At 73.2% G+C, this 22,467-nt stretch carries 17 protein-coding genes, 1 pseudogene and 1 riboswitch; of the genes and pseudogenes, 10 read left to right on the top strand and 8 right to left on the bottom strand.

Features of this window, described 5'->3' with window-relative positions; translation table 11 throughout:
- Nucleotides 1–46: 46 nt before the first annotated feature.
- The 5 genes from metG to IE318_RS09335 form a co-directional block, all read right to left on the bottom strand.
- Nucleotides 47–1,663 carry a methionine--tRNA ligase gene (gene metG / locus IE318_RS09355; RefSeq protein ID WP_030177534.1) on the bottom strand — a complete coding sequence of 539 codons (1,617 nt, stop codon included), beginning with the start codon at nucleotides 1,661–1,663 and terminating at the stop codon, nucleotides 47–49.
- A 106-nt stretch (nucleotides 1,664–1,769) separates the two neighbouring features.
- Entirely contained in the window at nucleotides 1,770–3,179 is a 1,410-nt protein-coding gene (locus IE318_RS09350; protein WP_189898502.1) for a VWA domain-containing protein, read from the bottom strand.
- 116 nt (nucleotides 3,180–3,295) lie between these two features.
- On the bottom strand, nucleotides 3,296–4,312 hold the full coding sequence (locus tag IE318_RS09345) for an endonuclease/exonuclease/phosphatase family protein (RefSeq protein WP_189898500.1): 1,017 nt from the start codon (nucleotides 4,310–4,312) through the stop codon (nucleotides 3,296–3,298).
- A gap of 42 nt (nucleotides 4,313–4,354) precedes the next feature.
- Nucleotides 4,355–5,341, bottom strand: coding sequence for a hypothetical protein (locus tag IE318_RS09340; RefSeq protein WP_189898498.1), 987 nt, complete (start codon nucleotides 5,339–5,341; stop codon nucleotides 4,355–4,357).
- Between the two features lie 129 nt (nucleotides 5,342–5,470).
- Entirely contained in the window at nucleotides 5,471–5,923 is a 453-nt protein-coding gene (locus IE318_RS09335; protein ID WP_189898496.1) for a hypothetical protein, read from the bottom strand.
- A gap of 158 nt (nucleotides 5,924–6,081) precedes the next feature.
- Here IE318_RS09335 and IE318_RS09330 point away from each other — a divergent pair, with 158 nt between their 5' ends.
- From IE318_RS09330 to IE318_RS09305, 6 genes and pseudogenes are all read left to right on the top strand, one after another.
- Nucleotides 6,082–7,176, top strand: a complete 1,095-nt coding sequence (locus IE318_RS09330) for a hypothetical protein (protein ID WP_189898494.1) — start codon at nucleotides 6,082–6,084, stop codon at nucleotides 7,174–7,176.
- 68 nt (nucleotides 7,177–7,244) lie between these two features.
- Nucleotides 7,245–7,607 carry an effector-associated constant component EACC1 gene (locus tag IE318_RS09325; RefSeq protein WP_037869065.1) on the top strand — a complete coding sequence of 121 codons (363 nt, stop codon included), beginning with the start codon at nucleotides 7,245–7,247 and terminating at the stop codon, nucleotides 7,605–7,607.
- Between the two features lie 3 nt (nucleotides 7,608–7,610).
- A pseudogene (locus IE318_RS09320) lies at nucleotides 7,611–8,252 on the top strand (caspase family protein); the annotation flags it as partial.
- Nucleotides 8,253–9,500: 1,248 nt separating this feature from the next.
- Nucleotides 9,501–11,231 carry a substrate-binding domain-containing protein gene (locus IE318_RS09315; RefSeq protein WP_229903419.1) on the top strand — a complete coding sequence of 577 codons (1,731 nt, stop codon included), beginning with the start codon at nucleotides 9,501–9,503 and terminating at the stop codon, nucleotides 11,229–11,231.
- Between the two features lie 44 nt (nucleotides 11,232–11,275).
- Entirely contained in the window at nucleotides 11,276–12,661 is a 1,386-nt protein-coding gene (locus IE318_RS09310; RefSeq protein WP_189898492.1) for an extracellular solute-binding protein, read from the top strand.
- A 474-nt stretch (nucleotides 12,662–13,135) separates the two neighbouring features.
- Nucleotides 13,136–14,479: a helix-turn-helix domain-containing protein gene (locus tag IE318_RS09305; protein ID WP_030184547.1), complete on the top strand. Its 1,344-nt coding sequence runs from the start codon at nucleotides 13,136–13,138 to the stop codon at nucleotides 14,477–14,479.
- 42 nt (nucleotides 14,480–14,521) lie between these two features.
- On the opposite strand, the gene IE318_RS09300 is transcribed toward IE318_RS09305, so the two are convergent.
- A complete protein-coding gene (locus tag IE318_RS09300; protein WP_189898485.1) occupies nucleotides 14,522–15,355 on the bottom strand; it encodes a hypothetical protein in 834 nt (277 codons plus the stop codon).
- A gap of 325 nt (nucleotides 15,356–15,680) precedes the next feature.
- On the opposite strand from IE318_RS09300, the gene thrS reads away from it, so the two are divergent.
- A complete protein-coding gene (gene thrS / locus IE318_RS09295; protein WP_373311112.1) occupies nucleotides 15,681–17,006 on the top strand; it encodes a threonine--tRNA ligase in 1,326 nt (441 codons plus the stop codon).
- A 51-nt stretch (nucleotides 17,007–17,057) separates the two neighbouring features.
- Complete coding sequence (locus IE318_RS09290; protein ID WP_189898480.1) at nucleotides 17,058–18,059, top strand: nucleoside hydrolase; 1,002 nt, start codon at nucleotides 17,058–17,060, stop codon at nucleotides 18,057–18,059.
- Here the strand turns inward: IE318_RS09290 and nicT are convergent.
- Nucleotides 18,056–19,162, bottom strand: a complete 1,107-nt coding sequence (gene nicT, locus IE318_RS09285) for a Nickel transporter NicT (RefSeq protein WP_051845160.1) — start codon at nucleotides 19,160–19,162, stop codon at nucleotides 18,056–18,058. The genes IE318_RS09290 and nicT overlap by 4 nt on opposite strands.
- Nucleotides 19,163–19,193: 31 nt before the next feature.
- Nucleotides 19,194–19,382, bottom strand: a riboswitch (cobalamin riboswitch).
- Between the two features lie 79 nt (nucleotides 19,383–19,461).
- On the opposite strand from nicT, the gene IE318_RS09280 reads away from it, so the two are divergent.
- Both IE318_RS09280 and IE318_RS09275 read left to right on the top strand, forming a co-directional pair.
- The gene (locus tag IE318_RS09280) at nucleotides 19,462–19,821 is read left to right on the top strand and encodes a metalloregulator ArsR/SmtB family transcription factor (protein WP_030184556.1); all 360 of its coding nucleotides are present in this window, start codon (nucleotides 19,462–19,464) and stop codon (nucleotides 19,819–19,821) included.
- Nucleotides 19,822–19,940: 119 nt separating this feature from the next.
- Nucleotides 19,941–21,638 carry a glycoside hydrolase family 13 protein gene (locus IE318_RS09275; protein ID WP_189898478.1) on the top strand — a complete coding sequence of 566 codons (1,698 nt, stop codon included), beginning with the start codon at nucleotides 19,941–19,943 and terminating at the stop codon, nucleotides 21,636–21,638.
- A gap of 6 nt (nucleotides 21,639–21,644) precedes the next feature.
- On the opposite strand, the gene IE318_RS09270 is transcribed toward IE318_RS09275, so the two are convergent.
- Complete coding sequence (locus IE318_RS09270; RefSeq protein WP_189898660.1) at nucleotides 21,645–22,373, bottom strand: DUF4142 domain-containing protein; 729 nt, start codon at nucleotides 22,371–22,373, stop codon at nucleotides 21,645–21,647.
- Nucleotides 22,374–22,467: the final 94 nt, after the last annotated feature.

The raw sequence follows: 22,467 nt of genomic DNA, 5'->3' as shown, positions 1-22,467 counted from the left end.
GGGAGAAGGGTTTCCTTCTCCCGGGCCCCGCGCTGTAGCGAGCGTGTTACGCGGTCGGCTTCTCCTCGAGACGCGGGAAGAGCACCGCGCCCTTGGTGACCGTCGAGCCGGCGGGGAGCCTGCCCCAGGTGCCGGCCTCCTGGACCCGCTGGCCGGCCAGGGCGCCCAGGGACGCGTCGGCTCCCAGGGAGTCCCACAGCTTCTGGGAGGTCTCCGGCATGACCGGGTTCAGCAGGACGGCGACCGCACGGAGGGACTCCGCCGCCGTGTAGAGGATCGTGGCCAGGCGGGCCCGGCCCTCCTCGGAGTCGTCCTTGGCGACCTTCCAGGGCTCCTGCTCGGTGATGTAGCCGTTGACCTGCTTGACGAAGTCGAAGACGGCCAGGATGCCGCCCTGGAAGTCCAGCTCGTCGCCGATCTTCCGGTCGGCCTCGGCGACCGCCTTGGCCAGTCCGTCGTGGATCGCCTTCTCGGCCTCGCCGTCGGCCGTCGCCTCGGGCAGGGTGCCGCCGAAGTACTTGCCGACCATGGCCGCCACGCGCGAGGCGAGGTTGCCGTAGTCGTTGGCCAGCTCGCTGGTGTAGCGGGCGGAGAAGTCCTCCCAGGAGAACGAGCCGTCCTGGCCGAAGGCGATCGCCCGCAGGAAGTACCAGCGGTAGGCGTCCACGCCGAAGTGCGAGGTCAGGTCCTGCGGCTTGATGCCGGTCAGGTTCGACTTCGACATCTTCTCGCCGCCGACCATCAGCCAGCCGTTGGCCGCGACCTTGCGCGGCAGCGGCAGGCCCTGGGCCATCAGCATCGCCGGCCAGATGACCGCGTGGAAGCGGAGGATGTCCTTGCCGACCAGGTGGACATCCGCCGGGAAGGTCGACTCGAACTTCTCCGGGTTCTCGTTGTAGCCGACCGCCGTGGCGTAGTTCAGCAGCGCGTCGACCCACACGTAGATCACGTGCTTGGGGTCCCACGGGATCGGGATGCCCCAGTCGAAGGTCGAGCGGGAGATCGACAGGTCCTGCAGGCCCTGGCGGACGAAGTTCAGGACCTCGTTGCGGGCCGACTCGGGCTGGATGAAGTCGGGGTTCGCCTCGTAGTGGGCGAGCAGCTTGTCGCCGTACGCGCTCAGCTTGAAGAAGTAGTTCTCCTCGCTGAGGATCTCCACCGGCTTCTTGTGGATCGGGCAGAGTTTCTGGCCCGCGTACTCGCCCTCGCCGTCGAGCAGCTCGCCGGGGAGCTTGTACTCCTCGCAGCCCACGCAGTAGGGGCCCTCGTAGCCGCCCTTGTAGATCTCGCCCTTGTCGTGCAGGTCCTGGACGAATTCCTGGACGCGGTCGGTGTGCCGCTTCTGCGTGGTGCGGATGAAGTCGTCGTTCGCGATCTCCAGGTGCTCCCACAGGGGGCGCCAGGACTCGGTGACGAGCTTGTCCGCCCACTCCTGGGGCGTGACCCCGTTCGCTTCGGCCGTGCGCATGATCTTCTGACCGTGCTCGTCCGTGCCGGTGAGGTACCACACCTTCTCGCCGCGCTGACGGTGCCAGCGCGTGAGCACGTCGCCTGCGACGGTCGTATAGGCGTGGCCCAGGTGAGGAGCGTCGTTGACGTAGTAAATGGGGGTGGAGACGTAGAACGCCTTGTCACCCTGCTTCTCGGATCCAGTGGCCGCCATGGTCGAAATCCTACTGGCCCCGTGAAGATCGACTCACATGCGTTTCGTGGGGTGGACGAGGCCGGGCACGGCTCCGTCCACCCCACGGGCGGGGTCCGGCGGGACGCTACGGGCGCCAGGCGGCCAGTACGCCCTCGTAGAGCTCCTTGTCGGTGAGCTCGCGGGGGGCGGGGCCCGCGTGGAAGAAGGAGGTGTTCTCGGTCTTCAGTTTGCGGAGGTAGTCGAAGGCCTTGTTGTCGTGCTCGCCGAAGGCGACGAAGGAGAAGAAGACGGCGGGGTGGTTCTTCGCCGCCTCGGTGAGGGACTGGGTGGCGGGGGTCTTGGCGTCGGGGGCGCCGTCCGTCTGGAAGATCACCAGGGCGGGGGCGGTCGCGCCGTCCGTGGACTTCGCGTGGTGCGCGAGGACCTCTTCGACCGCCGCGTGGTAGCTCGTACGGCCCATGCGGCCCAGGGAGGCGTGGACCTCGTCGATCTTGTTCTCGTGGTCGGTGAGGGTGAGGTCGGCGGTGCCGTCCACTTCGGTGGAGAAGAACGTCACGTGGACCGTGGCCTCGGGGTCGAGGTGGGCGGCGAGCGCGAGGGTCTGCTCGGCGAGGGCCTGGGCGGAGCCGTCCTTGTAGTACGGGCGCATGGAGGCCGAGCGGTCGAGGACGAGGTAGACCTTGGCGCGGGCGCCGGTCAGGTCGTTCTTCTTCAGGGCGGCGGTGGCGGCCTTGTAGGCGGTTGTCAGGCCGGGGGCGCGGGACTTCAGGCGGGCGAGGGGGGTCGCGGGCGTGGCTGTCTGCGGTTCGGCCTCGGCTTCGCCTTCGGCCGCGGTTTCGTTCCCGCCCGCACCGTCCGTGCCGCTTTCGTCGTCGGGTGCGGGTGACGCCTGCGGGGCTTCCTCCGCGTCGGCGGCTTGCGGGGCGTTCGGCTCCGCCATCTCCGCCGTCTCCGCCGTCTCCGCCGTCTCCGCCGTCTCCGCCGTCTCAGAGGTCTCTGCCGTCTCCGCCGTCTCAGACGTCGGCTCCGGGGCGTCCGCTGCTTCCGCCTGCGGTTCCGGCTTCGCCTCCGGTTCCGGGGTCGGCTCCGGCTCGTTCTCCGCCTCTGCCCCTGCCCCTGCCCCTGCCTCTGTCTCTGCCTGTGCGTGTGCCTCTGCCTCCGGCTCGGGCTCCGGCTCGGGTTCCTGGGCCGCGGCCGGCGTCTCCTTCGTCGGTTCCACCGGCTTCGCCGGCTTGGGGACCGTGACGTTGTCGAAGGCCGCTGCCACCAGTTCGTGTTCCTCGTCGTCCTCGCGTTCCTCGCGAGGTGAGGTGCGGGGGTCGGGCACATGGGCCGTGACCGGGGCCGAGGGCGCGGGCGCGGGGTCCGGAGTGGGTTCCGAGGCCGGGGACGGGACCTGGGCCTTCGGCTCCGGGTGCTGCGCGACCGCGGGGGACGGCTCCTGGGTCGGAACCCGGTCCGCACCCTCTGCTTCGGCCGTACGCCCCTTGCGTGAGCGGCCGAACGCATTCCGCAGGCGAGTGAGAATGCCCATGTGCGCAACCCTTCGCGTGAGTTGTTCCCGTCGATCCCTGGCCAGGACGGACACGTAAGGTTAGCGGCCCTCGTTGGTGATCTTGGGCAGGGGAGAGCGTCGGGGGCGGGACCGTGTCAAGGCCGGGTCGCCGCGGCCTGGCGCACGTGGAGGGTGAGGTCGACCAGGAGGGCCCGGTGGTCGGTGTCGGCCAGGCGCAGGAAGCGGGCGTGGGCCGCGGAGAACTCGTCCGACACCAGCACGTGGTCGATCTGGGCGCCCAGGGTGGGGGTGGTGCGGGCCGGCCAGCTGGGGGTGCGGTCGGAGCCGGCGAGACGGGCCGCGTCGCGCAGGCCGGTGTCGAGGATGCGGCGGAAACCGGCGTGGTCCTGGGAGGCGTTGAAGTCACCGGCCAGGACGGTGGGCGTCGTGCGGTCGGCCGCCGCGAAGGCCCGCAGTCTGCCCAGTTCCCGGTGCCAGAGCGCGACCTGGCCGGGCAGCGGTGGTTTGGGGTGCGCCAGCTGGAGCCGTACGGGATGCCCCCGTACGTCGGCGAGGGCGCCCGGCATGCCCATCTGGCCGCGGACGCCGTCCGTTCCCTTGAGCGCGTACCTGCTGAGGATGATCGAGCCCTTCGAGCCGGCCGCCGCCACCGCCCGGCGGTAGGGGTAGTCGCCTCCGACGTCCTGCCGCAGCAGGTCCTGGCACGCGTAGTCGCACTCCTCCACGAACACGATGTCGGGCCGCTCGCGGCGGATCACCGGGACGAGGGCCGGCGCGGCTCGGCCGAACTCCACGTTCGAGGTGAGGACGCGGACATGGGCGACGGGGGCGCCCGACGGCTCCGCCACCCTGCCGTACGGCTCGATGAACCACGCCAGCAGACCGAGGACCACCACACCCCACACCGTCCCGAACCACCAGCGGCCGAGCAGGGCGAACGCCAGCCCCAGGCCGGTGGGGACGAGCAGCCACGGGAGGAAGGCGAGCAGCTGCGGCACGGGCGTCACACCGTCGCTGTCGGCGAGCCGGCAGCCGACGACCACGCTCACCCCGGCGAACAGCAGCCCCGCGCACCAGGCGCGGGCCCTCGCACGCCCTCCCCGGAGCCCTTCCCCGGAGGTCCGGTCGGTCTCGTACTGGGTCGCGGCCACGGCCCTGGAGCCTACGAGGCACGGCCCGCACGCGCCAGGAGATCAGGCGTCGACGCGTGTCGGCTCCGGCGGCTGGGTCTGCGTGGGGGCGGAGGAGGCGCGGCGGCGGCGTCCGAGAAGGAGGCGCAGGCGCGGGCGTGGACGGGGCCGGTTGCTTCGGCCGGCCCGGTCGTTGCCGGCCGTGCGGCGGCGGGTGAGCCAGGTCAGGGCGGCCACGGTCAGCCCGAGGGCCACCAGCAGCCACGAGACGGTGCGCAGGGTGGCCGTCAGGGCGTCGTAGACGGCGGCCGCGGCCGGCTGGGAGACCTCGTCGGGCAGGTCGGACAGGGTCAGGCGGCGGCCCACGGCGAGGGCGAGGGCGAGCAGCGCGCCGCCGACGGCGGTGCCGAGCGCTGTTGCGACGAGCGCGCGGCGGCGGCAGGCGGCCAGCGCGATCCCGGCGACGGCGAACACCACGGCCGCGACGGGGAGCCAGAAGCCGGCGACTTCGAGCACGTGGAACCCCTTCCGCAGGCGGCCCAGCTCCTGGGCCGGGAGCAGGGCGACCTCGGCGTGCTCGACGGGGATGCGGTTCGCGAGCGGCACGTGGTCCTGGGCGAGCCGGGCCTTGACGTTGGCGGTGACGGGAGCGAGGTCGACGGTGACCGGGCGGTCGCTCCCGCCGGGTTCGTCGCGCAGGGCGCGCAGGACGGCGTCGTGGGCGGCCCGGTTGCCCTCGTTCCACGCGGTGCGGAAGGCCGCGGTCTGCGTGAACGAGTGGAGCGCGTCGTGCACGAAGGGCGCCACGGTCGCGCGCATCACCTTGGCGTCCACCTGGCGGCCGATCTCGTCCAGGATCCCGTCGCCGACGGTGTCCGCGACGGCCTCGCGCACGTCCGGGTCGGCGGCGAGCGGGGCCATCGTGGTGACGTAGCGGCCGGTGTCCGTGAGCCCGTACGCCGCCCAGGCCGTTAGCGCGCCGAACGGCACGAGCAGGCACGACAGGGTGATCAGCACGGCCGACAGGCCGCTTCGCAGAGGTCGGGACACCCTTTCAGCGAAAGCCGCCGGCACCGGATCCGCCAGTGGAGAGGCTGCATTCGGGTGACGCGGGGTGAGTGCGCGGATTCGGACGGTCAGCGCCGGCGCACGGCGGCCTCATGCAGCAGGCTTCACGCGTCAGTGGACGCGGTGACCCTGTGCGTCCTCGTGCGTGTAGAACCAGTAGAAGCAGAACAGGCCCACGAGAACGCCGAACGCCAGCGACAGGCCGACGGTCAGCAGGACGGACTCCCCGGACTGGTTGTACAGGAACCCGAAGGCCGCGGCGGAGAAGAGGAACCACACGAAGGCGTGCAGCTCGCGTCGCAGCCGCGGGGCCAGGTACAGCACGCCCGCCATCAGCACCGTGAAGACGATCACGGTCACGAAGCCGAACACCAGGTTCCCGGTCGTGATCGGTCCGCCGGAGCGCCGGTTGGCCGCGGCCCAGTAGCCGTAGACGAGACCGATGGCGAAGGGTCCCGCCCACCGTCCGATGTTGTGTGCCCGGTGGCTGAAGAAGTCGGGTGTACGGGGCTGCCGGGTGGCCGGGGTGGTGGTGCGGGCGGGAACGGGTGCCGCGTGAGCCATGAGAGCGCTCCTCTCTCCTCGTCGCCCCCGCCTACCAGAGCACACCTGGGACGGATCCCTGGCAAGTCGGCGGACGCGCATTCCTACCCGCCTTTGCAGCCGCAGCGGTTACTGCGGTTACGGTGCTGTCCGTACGCGACCGACGACGCGGGGGGACCATGCCTGGAACCGTGCTGCTGCTCGCGGCCTCGCCGGTGGGCAGGGGGCGTCTGGTGGATGCCGCGTCCGTGCTTCCGGTGCTGGCCGCCGTCGAGCCGGCCGTGCTGTCCGGCACCGACACCGCGAGCGTCGTCGAGCTCGCCGACCCGGTGGAGCCGCAGGCCGTCCTCACCCGGCTGCGCGCCGCCGCGGCGTCCCCCGCTCCGCTGACCGTCTTCGTCACCGGGCAGTTGCAGCTCGACCGCCGCCAGCGCCTGCCGCACCTGGCGCTGGCCCGCACCACGCCCGCGACCGTCCGCTACACCGCGCTGCCCTGGCACTGGCTGCGCGAGGAGCTGCGGCTGCGCCCGGACGGCACGACCACGCTCGTGGCCGATCTGTACGCGGACGAGGAGAGCTGGCGGCAGCTGCGCGAGCGCCCGCTGGAGGCGGGCCGCACCGTCGCCGTGTACGGGCGTATCGCGCCGCCGCCGTCGCGGCGCACGGTGGCGGTCCCGGCGTACATGAAGGCGGTGGCGACGATCCTGCGCAGCGGACACCGGCCGCCGCTGGAGCAGTTGCACGAGCAGGCGCTGGCACGGCTGGCCGGCGGTGCGGAAGGGGCCGGTGCGGTGAGGGCCGGCGCGGAGGGCGGTCCGGGCATCGTGCTCGCCGCGCGGCGGCCCGCGGCGGCCGACCCGCACGCCGCCATCGCCGCCTGGGTGGAGTCCGGACGGCACGGCGATGCCGACGCGCTCGCCGCCCGCTGGGAGCAGGCGGCCGTACGGGCGTACGGGGCGGCCTCCGAGGACGCGCTGCACTGGACGGAGGTCCGCGCCGACCTGGCCATGTTCGCGGGGGACGCGGCCCGCAGCTGCCGTGCCTGGCTGACCGTCGCCGCGACCCGGCTGGCCATGGGGCAGAGCGCCGACGCGCCCGCGGTCGAGGCCGCCGTCGACCGGGCGCACCACCAGTGGGGGCAGATCCGCGAACCCGAGCGAGCCCGGGAACTCGGGCCCGTTCTCGCCGAGTTGCGCGGGCGCGTCCCCGGGCGGCGGCGGGGCGCGCTGGATGACGTGCGGCGGCAGCTGCGGCAATTGCAGGGTCAGAGCTGACGCTACGTCAATTCGTAGGCGGGCGTGGACCTTTCCGGGCGCCGTTCCTGGTGCCAGAATGGTGAGTCATGGCTGAGGGGGATGGCGTGGCCGGCCGAGGTATCCGGGTCCGGCTGGACGGAAGCGCGAGCAACAACGACGTGGCTGCGTTGAAGGCGTGGCTGGAACGCGAGAAACCGCTGGACGACCGGGTCCGCGACGGGCAGTTGCAGATCCTCGAACGGCCCCGGGCCGGCGGGCCGCCCGGGCACATGGGCGCGGGCATGGAGATCCTCCTGGTCGTGATCGGCGCGGGTGCCGAGGCCGTGTTCCGGGAACTGCTGGACCAGACCAGGCGGGCGGTCGATGCCTGGCTGGAGAACCGCCGCCGGGTCGAGAGCGGCGATTCGCCCGAGGCTCGCGTCGATCCGGTGAACCCCGACCAGGGGTAGCCCGTGAGCCGCTTCGACCCGCGCGGGCAGGAGAACCGGGCGCTGCTGGTGTGCGTCTCGGAGTACGACCACACGCAGCCGGCCGAGCCGGACGGGGTCCCCGGCGATCTTCCCGCGGTCAAGCACAACCTCAACCGGCTCCGGCACGCCCTTCAGCGCGGCGGGGTGTTCGACGAGCGGGAGATCGTCGTCTGCCGCTCGCCGTCCCTGGACGACTTCACGGAGGAGCTGCACACCGCCGCCCAGGAGGCCGAGGGGCTGCTGCTGTGCTACTTCGCCGGGCACGGCGCCGTGCCGAGCGCGGGCAACGAGCTCTTCCTGCAGATGCGCAACGCGCGCGTGGTCGCGGGCGGGCGGGCGGTGTTCCCGGGCGCGGACGCGTTCACCGGGGTGCTCACCGTGCTCGCGGGCAGCGGGGCCCGCAGGATCGTGGTGATCCTGGACTGCTGCTACGCGGGCAACGCCGCGAGGGTGTGGCACGACTTCGTGCACCGCCACAGGGTCCTGCTGCTGATGGGCGTGCAGGCCAACCGCCTCATCGACTCGGGCGACGGCAGCGGGCCCACCCCGTTCACCGGGGAACTGGTGCGGCTGCTCGGCGCGGACGAGGATCTGTCGGCGCTGGACCTCTTCACCCGGGCGCGCCAGGGGATGCTCCGGGCGGACCGCACGACGACCCTCGGGGACCTGTGGGAACCCCAGTTCGTCGCCGAACCGGGCACGGACGTACTGCTGACGGCCCGTTCCCCGGGCCGGCGACGACCACTGCCTGCCGGACCGACGACTCCTGACAACGAGACGGGCCCCGGGCCGGGGCCGGCTCCGGGGCCTGGTTCCGACCTCGGAGTCGGGTCTGTGCCTGTGCCGGGTTCCGGGGCGGGGTCTGTGCCCGGGTCGGGTTCCCGGACGGGGTCCGGGTCTGCGCCGGGTTCTGGGGTTGGGCCTGTGCCGGTGCCGGACTCTCGGGCGGGGGCTGTGCCCGGGCCGGGCTCGGGGGCCAGGTCCGCGCCGGGTTCCGGGGCCGGGGCTATGCCTTCCTCGGGTTCCGGGAGGGGGCCTGGGGCTGCGCCGGGCCCTGGAGTCGGGTCTGTGCCTGTGCCGGGCTCCGGAGCAGGGTCTGCGGCTGCGCCGGGTTCTGGAGAGGGGGCTCTCTCCGTGCCGGGTTCCGGGGCCAGGGGTACGCCCACCTCGGGTTCTGGGGCCGGCCCGGTGCCCACGCCGGATCCTGGAACCGGGCCTGCGCCCGTGCCGGATCCCGTGCCTGCACCCCCGCCCGGACCGGATCCCGGACGTGGACCGGTCTCTGGACCCGCGCCCGGACCGGACCCCGAATCCAGCCCCGGAGAAGGACCCGCGCCCGCACCGGCCCCCGGAACCGGGCCCGCACCGGTCTCTGGATCCGCGTCCGCATCGGCCCCCGGAGTCGTGCCCGGACCGGATCCCGGAGCCGGACCCGGACCCGCACCCGCACCGAATCCCGGATCTGCTCCCGGAACCGGGCCTGCACTGGGTTCCGGAACCCGGCCTGCACCGGCCCCCGGACCCGCATCCGCACCGGATCCCGGATCTGCTCCCGGAACCGGGCCTGCACCGGATCCCGGAACCCGGCCCGCACCTGACCCCGCACCCGCGTGCGCACCGGACCCTGGACCCCCGCCCGCACCGGGTCCCGGATCTGCTCCCGGACCGAATCCCGGACTCGCGTCCGGAACCGGACCCGCATCGGCCCCCGCCCCCGGCCCGGCCCCCGACCCCACCCCGCCCCAGTCGTCCGAGGAGCCCACACCCTCCGCGCAGTCGTCGGTGGCGCCGCCGGGGGGTGAGCGGACGGGGCCGGTTCCGGGTGTCGCGTCCGGTGGACCGCGGGCGCGGCTTCGTGCGGGGTGGCGGCGGGTGCGGGCCGTCGTGCGGTGGTGGCTGGGCGGGCGGGTGCGGGGCGTGCTGAGCGCCGCGCTGGTGCTGGTGCTCGCCGGGGCCGGTCTCGTCGGCTACCGGCTCATGGGCTTCGGCGGCGGCCACTCCTGCGCGCCGCCGCTCGAGCTGCGCCTGCTGACCGACCCCGACCTGGAGTCCACGGTCCGCGCCGCCGCCGACGCGTACCTCACCTCGGACGCCAACACCACCGGGCACGGCTGCCGCCGTACCGGAATCACCGTCTACAGCGCGGGCGCGAGCAGTGCGGTCACCGCGCTGCGCCAGCAGACCGACGCCTGGCAGGAGCCCCGCGAGGAGGACACCAACCCGCAGCGGGACATCGGGCCGCAACCGGACGTCTGGATACCCGCGTCGATCACGGACGTCGCCCGGGTCACCACCGACCAGACCGACCGCACCTTCGCCGAACTCCGGCCGGACGCCGAGCCGTTCGTGTACTCCCCCGTCGTGCTGGCCGTCCCGCAGAACATCGCCGGGGCCGCCCTGGGCGAACGGATCGGGCTCCCCCTGTCCCGGCTGATCACGAACCTGAAGCAGCAGGACCGCACCGCTGGTGTCCTGCGCGCCGACCCGGAGGTCACCGACTCCGCGCTCCTCGCGACGATCGGCCTGTACGGCGGCGGGGCCACCGATCCGCGCGGCGCCGAGCAGAGCGTACGGCCCACGGGACCGCCCTCCCCGACGGCCGCCGACCTGCTGTGCGCGCTGCCGGGCGACCGCGCCGCGGACGGCCGTACCGCCGCGCTCGTGCCGGAGTTCCTGCTCAGGAGCGGTGTCGGCTGTGCGCGGACGACGCGGGTGCCGCGCAGCGCCGAGTACCCGGTCGACGTACCGGCGCTGACGCCCACCTTCGTGCGGGTCCACTGGGAGGGCGGGGACCGGGACGAGACGGACCGGGAGGACGCCGTGAGCCGCTTCCACCAGTGGCTGACCGGCAAGGACGGGCTCGCGGCCTTCACCCGCGCCGGCTTCCGCTCCGCGTCCAGTCCGGGGCATCCGCTGCTCGACGCCGAGCACCCCGGGACGGGTGTGCTGCGCGACCCCGGTCCGCTGCCGGGCGCCGCCGGGCAGACGGCGATGGACACCGTGCTCGAGAGGTACCGCAGCGCCAACGGCCCCGGCCGGGTGCTCTATCTCCTGGACAGCTCCGGTTCGATGAACACGCGGTGGCCGGGCCCCAGCGGCGGCCCCGGCATCCTCAAGCAGTCGCTGGGCGGGCTGGGCGGCCGGGACGAGTACGGGGTGTGGGCGGTCCACGGCACGACCGGTGACCGGTACGAGACGCTGCTGTCGTTCGGGCCCCACCGCCGCGGCGACGCCGAACGGGTCATCGACACCAGGGCGCGGGTGCGGGACGCGGAGGCCGACCCGCACGCGGCCCTGCTCGCCGCCCTCGACGACATGGCCCGGCGCGGCACCGACGACGAGCGGCCGCAGCTGATCGTCTTCATCACCGACGACGAGGACGACAACCGGCTGACCGGGAAGAACCTGGGCCAGGTGCTGGAGCGGGCGGGGACGGCGAAGGTGCCCGTGGACATGGTGTCCCTGGTCAGCGGCGGCTGCGACAAGGGCCGCCCGGACGCCCGGATCGCCGACGCGAGCCACGGCCGCTGCCTGGACGCGAGCGACGACCTCGGCACGGGCCTGCACGACGAGGTCGCACGCGTGGGAACGGGGGAGGACTGATGGCACGGCGGCCGGAGCGACGCCGAGCGGGGGTGGGAGGACCGATGGGACGACGGCTGGTCTCGCTCTGCCTGCTGCCCCTGCTGCTCGCGGCCGGCGCCTGTACCGGGGGCGGCCCCCGGGACGCGCAGACGCCCGCCGCCGACGTGCCCGGCGAGATCGTGGTGGCCAGCGGCCGGGACGTGACCGGCAAGGGCGGCATCCGCCAGCAGCTCATCGACGCCTGGAACCGGCAGCAGGAGAAGCAGAACTCCGGCTACCGCGCCCGCCTGGTCGAACTCCCCGGCTCCGCCGACGAGCAGCGCAGCCAGCTGCTGGGCGCGCTGCAGTCGGGCAGCGCCGAGTACGACGTGGTCAACCTGGACGTGACCTGGGTGCCGGAGTTCGCCGAGGCGGGGCTGATCAGGCCGCTGTCCGACAGCGCGATCGACGGCGACGTCATCCCCTCGGTGGCCGGCACGGCCCGCTGGAAGGACCGGGTGTACGCGGTGCCGTTCAACAGCGACGTGGGGCTGCTGTACTACCGGCGCGACTACCTGCGCGAGGCGGGCGTGCAGCGGACCACCCTCGGTCCCGGCCTGACCTGGCAGAACCTGCTCGATCTCGGCAACGCCCTCGACGACCACCCGCCCAAGGGCTACGAGAAGCTCTGGACGACGCAGCTGGCCGCGTACGAGGGCCGTACGGTCAACGCCGTCGAGGCGTTCGCCTCGGCCACGAAGGACTTCTCCCTCACCGACGCCTCCGGCCACTACACCGGCGACGTGCGGGAGCTGACCGCGGGCATCATGGAGCTGCGCCGGCGCACCGAGAAGCCGTACACCCTGGACGACGCCTTCGGCTCCGACGAGGCGGCCTCGCTCAGCGACTTCGCGGACGGCCGCACCGCCTTCCTGCGGCAGTGGCCGTACGCCTACGGCACGCTCCACCAGACCTTCACCGGGCAGCAGCTGGGCGTGGCGCCGCTGCCCGGCCGGGCGGTGCTCGGCGGGCAGAACCTCGCGGTGACCCGGTCCTCGCCGCGGGCCCGCAAGGCCGCCGAGCTGATCACCTTCCTCACCAGCGCCGAGAGCGAACGCTGTTTGCTGGACGCGGGCTTCGCCGCGACCCGGACGTCCGCGTACGTGGACGACGGCGTCACCTGTGCCTCCGCGCCCACCGAGGGAGCGGGCGCAGGCCCCTCGGCGTCGCCCACCGGCGAGAGCACCGACCGGATGCCCCGTGACGCGGCCGGCCGCCCGGAGTACGCCCGCCGCATCCTGCTCCCCGCGCTGCGCGACGCGGTCCCCCGCCCCCGCACTCCTCTCTACGGCGCCTTCACCCAGACCTTCACCACCGAACTGGGCGACCTGTTCACCGACGACCCGCCGAGCGACCCGGTGCTGGCGAACCGGCTGGACGAGGCCCTGCGCAAGGCGCTGCCGAACTGAGGCGGAACCGGCGCCGAACCGCGCGGACGTCCGGACGCCGGACGCCCTGACGGGCGGAGAGACGGACGGTCCGTCCCGTCGGACTCCCCGTCACGCCCTCGCGCGCCGCCTAACGGTCCTGGACGGTCACCTGCTGGACGGGCTGGGGGTCTACGGTCCCGGCCGGCCCGGCGTTCGCCGCGGCGACCAGGGCGGCCACGGCTATCAGGGCCGCGCCGAATCCTCTGACGTGGCGTGCGGAGATTCGACCTCGGCGCGCGACAGTGTGTCCGGGCACGGCAACCGACCTCGCAGCGACGGTGAACGACAGTGGCGGATTAATTGCGTTTAACGCGTTATCCAAACTAGGGGGTGAGGGGGTCCAACCGGAAGGGCACCAAGGCGAGTTGGGCGGTGGTGGGCAAAACGTCCGGTGCTGACGGCAGGTCAGTGAACGGCCTTCCTGTAAGTGCGCTTACTGGCATGATTAACCGCATGGCGAAGCGGGACGACCCGGAGACCATCGGGCGCAGGGTGCAGCGGCTGCGGCGCGAACGCGGGTTGACCCAGCGGCAGCTGGCCGAGCCCGCTTACACGCCGGCGTATGTCTCCACGCTGGAGGCCGGCCGCGTACGCCCATCCGACGAGGCGCTCCGGCATCTGGCCGACCGGCTCGGCGTCGCCTTCGACGAGCTGGCCACCGGACGCCCCGCCCATCTCGCCACCGATCTGCGGCTGCGGCTGACCGAGGCGCAGCGCACCCTGACCGGCGGGGACACCGCGCAGGCGGCCGAGCAGTACGCGCGGCTGCTCGCCGAGGCCGAGGAGCACGAGCTGACCGAGGTGCAGGCCGAGGCCCTGCTGGGGCTCGGCGAGTGCGCCCTGGAGACCGGCGAGCTGGCCGGCGGCCGGGAGTACTTCGAGCGGTCCGAGCGGGCCCTGGCACAGGCGCCGCTGCCCGCCCGTGTCCCGGCGCTGCGCGGCCGGGCGGTCTCCCACTACCTGGCGGGCGAGCTGCGGTACGCCGTGTACCTGCTGGAGTCCACCCTCGACGAGCTCAACCGCGGGGGGCTGCACGACCCCGACGCCCTGCTGCTGCTCTACGCCAGCGTCATCGGCCCGTACATGGACATGGGCGCGCACGCGCGGGCCGCGCAGGCGGCCGAGTTCGCCCTCGCCCTCGCCCCGCAGGCGGGCGACCCCGCGCTGGTGGCCCGGATGCACCGGTCGGTGGCACGCACGCTGCTCGCCGAGGGGCGGATCGCGGAGGCGGACGCCTCGCTCGCCAAGGCGGCCGAGCTCTACCGGCACCTCCAGCTGCGCACCGAACTCGCCAACTGCCACTGGATGCGCGGCTACGTCTGTGCCCAGAACGGCGAACTGGAGCGGGCGGAGGAGGAGTTGCGCGCCGCGCAGGACATGCTGACCGCCCGGCGCGCCGCCCTCTACACCAGCCAGGTCGTGGTCGAACTGGCCGACGTGCTGCACCGGCGCGGCAAGTCCGGGGAGGCCGCCGAGCTGCTGCGGCAGGTCCTCGGCGACCTGCACTCCGAGCGGGGCGCCGTGCACGCGGCCGCCGCCCACCGCCTGCTCGGCATCATCGCCGAGGACGGCCGCGACACGGAGGCGGCCGAGGAGCACTACGTCCGCGCGCTGAGCCTGCTGGAACGCGCCGGTGCCGCGGGCGACCTGGCCGACCTGTGCCGGCTCCTCGGCGATCTGCTGCGCCGCACCGGCCGGGTGGAGGCGGCCCTGGACGCCTACCGCACCGGCCTGGGCCACCGCACCGCCCCCGGCACGACCACACTCGGCCCGGCCCCGGCCCAGCCACCACTGTGACAGCCGCGCCGGCTTCCGGCGTGCGTTCCGTCGTGGGCCGGGTCAGGCCTGGACGCGGGCCGAGCGGCGGACGTCGGTCAGGCGTTGGGTGCCGGACTGGACGGCGTGGGCGGTGACGTTGGGCGGGAGGGTGCCGGGGGCGCCCTCGGTGAGGGCGATCGCCTCGCTGCCGACGCGTACGGCGGCGAGCTCCAGGGTGAGGGCGGTGGTGGGCTCCGTGTTCCGCCCGTCTCCCTCGTCCCACTCGTCGTAGTCGTAGGAGTCGTACGAGTCGTCACTGGTGTTCTGCTGTGAGGTGAAGGTGATCCGCAGGCCCTGGCGGGCGTCGCCGACGTCCGGCAGGTCGAGGGCGGTGACCCGCACGTCCTGCTCCCCGGACCGGGTGGTCGTCGCCGTGAAGCGGGAGCACGTCTCCGGCAGTGTCCGCAGCCAGGCCAGGGCGCGGTCGACGTCCGCCGGGCGCTGCGAGAGGACCTGGTAGCGCAGTTGGGCGGAGTCGTTGCCGTCGTCGAATCCGGTCACCGCGTACGTGCCGGTCGGGGCGCCGAGCGGTTCGTCGCTGTAGAGGGCGTCGAGGAGGCGCTGGCAGCCGGCGACGGTGGTCCGGGCCTTGAGCACCCCGTCCCGCCAGGTCGCGGCGCCCTGCGTCGGTACCCAGGGCGCGCCCAGGTCGGCCTCGGTGAGCAGCGCGGCCTGCGCCTGCGCGGCGGTGAGCGTGGTGGAGGTGCCCGTCGAGGCGGACCCGTCCGGGCGGGTGGCCGCGGCGGCGGACGCGGAGGCGTCGCCGGACCCGGGCGTGCAGGCGGTCGCGGTCAGCAGGGCGGCCGTGAACAGGACGCAGGCGGGCAGGAGACGGGCGGCCGGGAGACGGTGCATGAGCGGATGCCTCCAGAGGGGCAGGCGGCGACACGGAGCGGGCGTTCGTCTCCACGGCACCACCTGGCGGCCCCGCCCACCAGCGCGCCGGGCCGTGCGGGTGCGGGCCGTACGGGTGAGGCGGACGCCGTCGAGCGTTCCCGGCCCGCACCGCGCGCGAGGACGAACGCGAGGAGGAAATCCCTCGCGTGGGCGAGCGGCGCCCTGCTAGCGTCCCGTCCATGCAGCGTGCCGTGCCGACCCTGATGCCGTCCTTCGTGACGACGACGCCGGAGAGTGTCCCGGCGCGCTGACAGCTGAGCTGATCGAACAAGCCCCGGGGCGAGTGCCCCGGGGCTTCGGCGTTCTCCCGCTCTCCGCCCCAGGGCTCCTCGCTCCTCCCGCCCCACTCGCACCCCTTGAGGAGCCCGTCATGCACGACCATCGCCGCCTCGGCCGAGAGCTCGCCCTGTTCGACACCGACCCGCTGATCGGGGCGGGCCTGCCGTACTGGCTGCCCGACGGCGCCGTGGTGCGCCACACCCTGGAGGAGTACATCCGCGAGGCCGAGCGCGAGGCCGGCTACCGGCACGTGTACTCGCCCGTCCTCGGCAAGCGCGAGCTGTACGAGATCTCCGGGCACTGGGCGCACTACAGCGACGACATGTTCCCGCCGATGGAGCTGGGCGCCGAGCAGGTCGTCATGCGCCCCAGCCTGTGCCCGCATCACGCCCTCATCTACCGTTCGCGGTCCCACAGCTACCGGGAACTGCCGCTGCGGATCGCCGAGCTGGGCGGCATGTACCGCTCGGAGCTGTCCGGCGTCCTCGGCGGCCTGACCCGGGTGCGGGCCATCCAGCTCAACGACGCCCATGTCTTCTGCACCCTGGACCAGGCCGTCGACGAGGCCCGCGCCGCCCTGGACCTGATCGCCCGCGCCTACGCCGACCTCGGCATCGAGGCCGCCCGGTACCGGCTGTCCCTGCCCGGCGAGGGCGGCAAGTACGTGGCCGACCCGGAGCTGTGGCGGCGGGCCACCGCGCTGCTGAGGGAGGTGCTCGACGGAGCCGGTGTCGACTACGAGGAGGCCGAGGGCGAGGCGGCGTTCTACGGCCCCAAGATCGACGTGCAGATCGTGGACGGCGCCGGCCGCGAGGCCACCCTGTCCACCGTGCAGATCGACTTCCACCAGCCCGAACGGTTCGACCTGCACTACATCGGCGCCGACGGTGCCAAGCACCGCCCGGTGATGGTGCACCGCAGCGTCATCGGCAGCGTGGAACGCGCGGTCGCGCACCTGATCGAGCAGCACGGCGGGGCCTTCCCGGTGTGGCTGGCGCCCGTGCAGCTGGTGGTGCTGCCGGTGGCCGGGGCACAGGCGGCGTGCGCCGAGGACGTCGTACGGCAGGCCCTGGCGCGCGGGCTGCGCGCCGAACTCGCCGGCCCGGAGCACGGCAGCCTGGGGGCCAGGATCCGGGCGGCGCGGCTCGTGCCGTACCAGGCGGTGATCGGGGAGCGGGAGGCCGCGGCCGGACTGGCCGCGCCGCGGCTGCGGGACGGCCGCCGGCCGGAGCCCGTGCCCGTCGGGGAGCTGCTGGACCGGGTCGCGGAGCAGGTGGCGGCGCGGGGCACCGGGCTGTGGGGTGAGGGTGGTGAGGCGTCCGGCGCATAAGGTCGCAGTGTCGGAACGTCCGCCGACGGAACGTTCACCAGGGAGCCCGCCGTGACCGGTCAGCCCACCCCCGCCACCCCTGCCACGCCCGTGATCATCGACTGCGACACCGGTGTCGACGACGCGCTGGCCCTGCTGTTCGCCGTGCGCCACCCGGGCCTGGAGCTGCGCGCGGTCGGCTGCGTGGCCGGGAACACGGACGTGGACCAGGTGGTGCGCAACACGCTGACCGTCCTGGAACAGGCGGGCGCCCCGGAGATCCCCGTGGCGCGGGGCGCCGAACGCCCGCTGATCGAGCCCCTGCGCACCGCGCACCACGTGCACGGCCGGGACGGCATGGGCGACCTCGGGCTGCCCGCGCCGCGCCGCCGCCCGGTCGGCGTGGACGCGGTGACGCTGCTGCGCCGCGAGATCCTCGCCTCGCCCCGCCCGGTCACGCTGATCCCGACGGCCCCGCTGACGAACATCGCGCTGCTGCTGCGCACCCACCCGGAGGTGACGCGCAACATCGAGCGGATCGTGTTCATGGGTGGCGCGGTGGCCACCGGGAACGCCACGGCGGTCGCCGAGTTCAACGTCTGGCACGACCCGGAGGCGGCGGCGGTCCTGCTCACCGCCGGGGTGCCGATCACGATGTACGGGCTGGACGTCTTCCGGCGGGTGATCGTCCCGGCCGACGACGTGCGCAGGCTGCGCGAGAGCGCCGAGCCGGGTGCGAACCTCGCGGGGCGGCTGCTCGCCCACCGCGGCCCGGTGACCTCCGAGAAGGACGCCTCCGGAGGGCTCGGCGACGCGGGCGCCGTCTGCTCGGTCGCCGACCCGGCGGGGCTGACCACGCACCGGCTGCCGGTGGAGGTGAACCTCGCGCCGGGCCCGGCGCGCGGCCAGACGGTCGTCGACCGCCGGCCGCGCCCGGGCGAGGCGGAACTCCACGGCGAGGCCCGTGAACAGCCCCTGGTGGACGTGGCGTTGGACATCGATCCCGACCGGTACGTGAAGCTGTACCTGGCCACGGTGGAAGGCGCCACGGCCTCCGGTGCCCAGGACACCTAGTCGGTGTCCGCCGCCCGTACCGCCCAGCGCTGCTCCACTCGGGCCGCCTTCCAGTACGCCAGCGCCGCCGCCCACACCACGACGAACAGGCCGACGATGACGTAGCCCACGCTGTCCAGGTCGAGGCCGGCGATCCAGCCGGTGACGTCGTCACTCAGGTCGAGCTTGTCGTGCAGGACGCCGACGAGTTCGATCGTGCCGATGAAGAAGGCGACGGCGATGGACAGGCCGGTGATGGTGAGGTTGTAGAACACCTTGCGGACGGGGTTCGAAAAGGCCCACTGGTAGGCGAAGTTCATGAACGTGCCGTCGAGGGTGTCGAACAGGCACATGCCCGCCGTGAAGAGCAGGGGCAGGCACAGGATCGCGTACCAGGGCAGTCCGGCGGCCGCGCCCGAGCCGGCCATCACCATCAGCGTGACCTCGGTGGCGGTCTCGAAGCCGAGGCCGAAGAGGAAGCCGAGCGGGTACATCTGACCCGGCCGGGAGATGGAACGCGTGAGCCGGCCGAGGAAGCGGTTCATGAACCCCCGGGAGTCCAGGTGCCGTTCGAGCTCGGTCTCGTCGTAGGTCCCCGCCCGCATCGACCGGAAGACCTTCAGGATGCCGGCCAGGGCGACGAGGTTCAGGGCGGCGATGAGGTAGAGGAAGGCGCCGGCGATGGTCGTGCCCATGAAGCCGAGCACCTGATGGGTGGTGGAACCCTCGTCGGTGACCCGGTCGGCGAGCTGCGTCCCGGCCGCGATCATCACGGCGAGGACGATCACGACGCTGGAGTGACCCAGCGCGAACCAGAAGCCCACCGACACGGGCCGCTTGCCGTCGGCCATCAGCTTGCGGGTGGTGTTGTCGATGGCGGCGATGTGGTCGGCGTCGAAGGCGTGCCGTACGCCCAGGGTGTAGGCGGTGACGCCGAGTCCGATGCCGAACGCCTTGGAACCGACCTCGTAGTGCCCCGGCACGACGAGCAGGAACAGGATTCCGAAGGCGACGACGTGCAGTCCGGCGATGGCGGCCATCAGGCCAGCGGTCTTGAGGGTGTCCTCCCGACGCCAGGTGAAAGTGGCCTTGGCCGTCGTCGGGGCAGGGTTGGGCAGGGTCATCCGGTCATCACGCTCCAGCACCTCGTGGATCACTTCGTGAGCTGCCGTGGCCGGTCTCCTGGCTTACGGGTGGTGCGTGCCCGGCCCGCCTTCCCGGCCGCCTTACGACGGCCAGTGGCTGTCCCGTGCGGGACGTGGGCCTGGAACTCCCCGATCACAGTGGCGAGGGCCGCGTCGACCTTGCATCGACTTCCCGAACACCACGGCCCGCCCACCGTAGAGGCGGAAGCGGTTGCCTGCATAGCTGCATACCTGCGCAGGTATGGAAGATCACAGAGTGCCGCTGCGAGGATGGCGGCATGCATCTCGTCCCTGCCGACCGCGCGGACCGCCGCACCATCGACGGTCACCGGGTGTGTGACGCCATCGCGGCGATCGGCGACGCCGCGCACGTCCGCGCCTGGGCGGACCGCTTCTCGCTGCTCGCCGACCCCAAGCGGCTCGCGCTGCTGCTCGCCCTGCACCGCACCGGCCCGCTGGCCGTCTCCGACCTCGCGATCGCCACCGGCATGAACGACCCGGCCGTCTCCCAGGCGCTGCGGCTGCTGCGGGCGGCCGGGGTGGTGGAGGGGGAGAAGGAGGGGCGCGTGGTGCGCTACCGGGTGGTGGACCGGGACGTACGGAGCCTGCTGGAGCACTGCGCGGCGGACGTCGGCTGACGTACGCCCCCATCGCCGCCCCCTCTGCCTTCCTGCCTCCTCGTGGCGGTGTTCATATTTCCGGCGATCTGGACAGAGTTCTCTTTGTTGCTTCAACAACGCACCGAAGAGGAGACCGCGTGACCGACCGCACCACCACGCACGACTCGACGGACACGTCCCCCCACGACGCACCCCCCGACCTCTCCCCCAGGAACCCCGACTGGTGGCGGCAGGCCGTCGTCTACCAGGTCTACCCCCGCAGCTTCGCCGACGCCGACGGTGACGGGCTCGGCGACATCCGGGGCGTCACCCAGCGGCTGACCCACCTCGCCGCGCTCGGCGTGGACGCGATGTGGCTGAGCCCCTTCTACCCCTCCGAGCTGGCCGACGGCGGCTACGACGTCGCCGACCACCGGGACGTCGACCCGCGCCTGGGCACCCTCGACGACTTCGACGCCATGGTCACCGAGGCCCATCGCCTGGGCCTGAAGGTGATCGTCGACATCGTCCCCAACCACAGCTCGCACCTGCACCCCTGGTTCCAGGAGGCGCTGCGGGCCGGCCCCGGCTCCCCGGCCCGCGACCGGTACGTCTTCCGCGACGGGCGCGGCGAGCACGGCGAACTCCCGCCCACCGACTGGCAGTCCGTCTTCGGCGGCAGCGCCTGGCGGCGGGTGCCGGACGGGCAGTGGTACCTGCACCTGTTCGCACCCGAGCAGCCGGACTTCGACTGGCGGAACGAGGAGGTCCGCGCCGACTTCCGCACCACCCTGCGGTTCTGGGCCGACCGGGGCGTGGACGGCTTCCGCATCGACGTGGCGCACGCCCTGGTCAAGGACCTCGACGAACCGCTCCGCGACGTCGGGAACATCGGGGTCACCGGTGAGGACGCCCTGCCGCACGTGGCGCCCGGCAGCCACCCGTACTGGGACCGTGACGACGTCCACGAGATCTACCGCGACTGGCGCAAGATCTTCGACGCCTATCTCCCGCCCCGCACGGCGGTCGCCGAGGCCTGGGTGCCGGACAGCCGGCGCGCGCTGTACGCCCGCCCGGACGAACTGGGCCAGGCCTTCAACTTCGAGTACCTGCAGACCGGCTGGGACGCGGCCGAGCTGCGCCGGGTCGTCACCGCCTCGCTGGCCGGCGCACAAGCCGCCGGCGCCTCGGCCACCTGGGTGCTGTCCAACCACGACGTGATCCGGCACGCCTCACGGCTGATGCTCCCGCCGGGCACCGACGAGAACGCCTGGCTGCTGTCCGGCGGGCGCGCGCCGGCCGTGGACGAGGCGGCGGGGCTGCGCCGGGCCCGCGCGGCGACGCTGCTGATGCTGGCGCTGCCCGGTTCGGCCTACGTCTACCAGGGCGAGGAACTCGGCCTGCCCGAGGTGGCCGACCTGCCCACCGAGGTGCTGCGGGACCCGATCTGGGAGCAGACGGGCCATGTCCGCAAGGGCAGGGACGGCTGCCGGGTGCCGCTGCCGTGGACCACCGGCGGGCCGTCGTACGGCTTCGGGGCGGGCGCGGCCTGGCTGCCGCAGCCGGCCGGCTTCGGGGCGTACGCCGTGCAGGCGCAGGACGGGGTGGAGGGCTCGACGCTGGAGCTGTACCGCACGGCTCTGCGGCTGCGCCGCAAGCTGTCGGCGGGCGAGTCGCTCACCTGGACGGAGGACACCCCGCCCGGGGTGCTCGCCTTCGCCCGGTCCGAGGGCTGGCGGTGCGTCACCAACCTGTCGGACGCGGACGTGCCGCTGCCGCCCGGGGAGGTGCTGCTGAGCAGCGCGCCGCTGTCCGGGCACCGGCTGGGACCGGACACCACCGTGTGGCTCGCGTAGGGGCTGTCACCCCACCGTCGGGCCGGGCGACGGCGCGCCGCCCGGCGCGCCGCCGACGTCCAGCGGGCTCGACGTGGCGTTCGGCGGCGGGGTGAGCACGACCTGGGGCTGCCCGCCGGAGGGGGGCGGCGGGGTCAGGTCCGAGGCGGGCAGCTTCGGCGGGGTCGTCTCCTGGAACAGCACCTGGTCGTAGTCGACCAGACCGGTGTCCTCCATGACCGTGATGTGGTCCAGGACGGTGGCGTTGGCCTGGTTGGCGAGCGCGCGGACCAGGCTGTTCTTGGTGGTGGAGCGGATCTTCGCGATCGTGTTGAAGATCGAGCCGTGCGTCACCCGCAGGATGTTGGCCATGTCGCTGTCGAACTTCTTGCCGGTGTCCGCGCTGAGCGTGGTGACGAAGCCCTGCTGCTGGGGGCTGGCCACGTTGGGCAGGGCGATTCCGAGCATCGGCGCGATCTTCCGGCAGCTGGCGTCCAGCGCCGCGTGTCCGTCGATCAGATGCTGACCGGCGGTGACGACCGCCTTGGTGGTGCCCTTCTTCACGGCCATCTGCCCGACGGGGTACTCCCACAGCCCGGCCGCGCGCACCTTCACCACGAAGTCGCGGTCCGCCTCCGTGAGCGGCCCCCACTGGGTCTGGGAGACGATCCGGGAGGGGTCGCTGGAGACCTTCTGGAAACCGAGCATGCTCGGATAGGCCAGTGCGACGAGGGTCAGACCGAGAGCTCCGCCCACGAAGAGGGTTCCCGTCGTGTTCCGCGAAAAGCGCACCGTGCCTCCTGCCCGGTAAGTGAAGCCCGCCCAGGGGCGGTTCGGACACACAGCAGTA

It is taken from the genome of Streptomyces spiralis, from assembly GCF_014654675.1.
Lineage (GTDB): Bacteria > Actinomycetota > Actinomycetes > Streptomycetales > Streptomycetaceae > Streptomyces > Streptomyces spiralis.
The sequence above is the reverse complement of the archived record's forward strand: the minus strand, read 5'-3'. Positions and strand labels throughout refer to the sequence as shown.

Excerpts from the sequence above, each read along its gene's own strand:
- IE318_RS09280 (WP_030184556.1), top strand. The coding sequence starts at position 19,462 with ATGCATCTCGTCCCTGCCGACCGCGCGGACCGCCGCACCATCGACGGT.
- metG (WP_030177534.1), bottom strand. The coding sequence starts at position 1,663 with ATGGCGGCCACTGGATCCGAGAAGCAGGGTGACAAGGCGTTCTACGTC.
- IE318_RS09335 (WP_189898496.1), bottom strand. The coding sequence starts at position 5,923 with ATGGCTCACGCGGCACCCGTTCCCGCCCGCACCACCACCCCGGCCACC.
- IE318_RS09350 (WP_189898502.1), bottom strand. The coding sequence starts at position 3,179 with ATGGGCATTCTCACTCGCCTGCGGAATGCGTTCGGCCGCTCACGCAAG.
- IE318_RS09305 (WP_030184547.1), top strand. The coding sequence starts at position 13,136 with ATGGCGAAGCGGGACGACCCGGAGACCATCGGGCGCAGGGTGCAGCGG.
- IE318_RS09330 (WP_189898494.1), top strand. The coding sequence starts at position 6,082 with ATGCCTGGAACCGTGCTGCTGCTCGCGGCCTCGCCGGTGGGCAGGGGG.
- nicT (WP_051845160.1), bottom strand. The coding sequence starts at position 19,162 with ATGACCCTGCCCAACCCTGCCCCGACGACGGCCAAGGCCACTTTCACC.
- IE318_RS09300 (WP_189898485.1), bottom strand. The coding sequence starts at position 15,355 with ATGCACCGTCTCCCGGCCGCCCGTCTCCTGCCCGCCTGCGTCCTGTTC.
- IE318_RS09325 (WP_037869065.1), top strand. The coding sequence starts at position 7,245 with ATGGCTGAGGGGGATGGCGTGGCCGGCCGAGGTATCCGGGTCCGGCTG.
- IE318_RS09310 (WP_189898492.1), top strand. The coding sequence starts at position 11,276 with ATGGGACGACGGCTGGTCTCGCTCTGCCTGCTGCCCCTGCTGCTCGCG.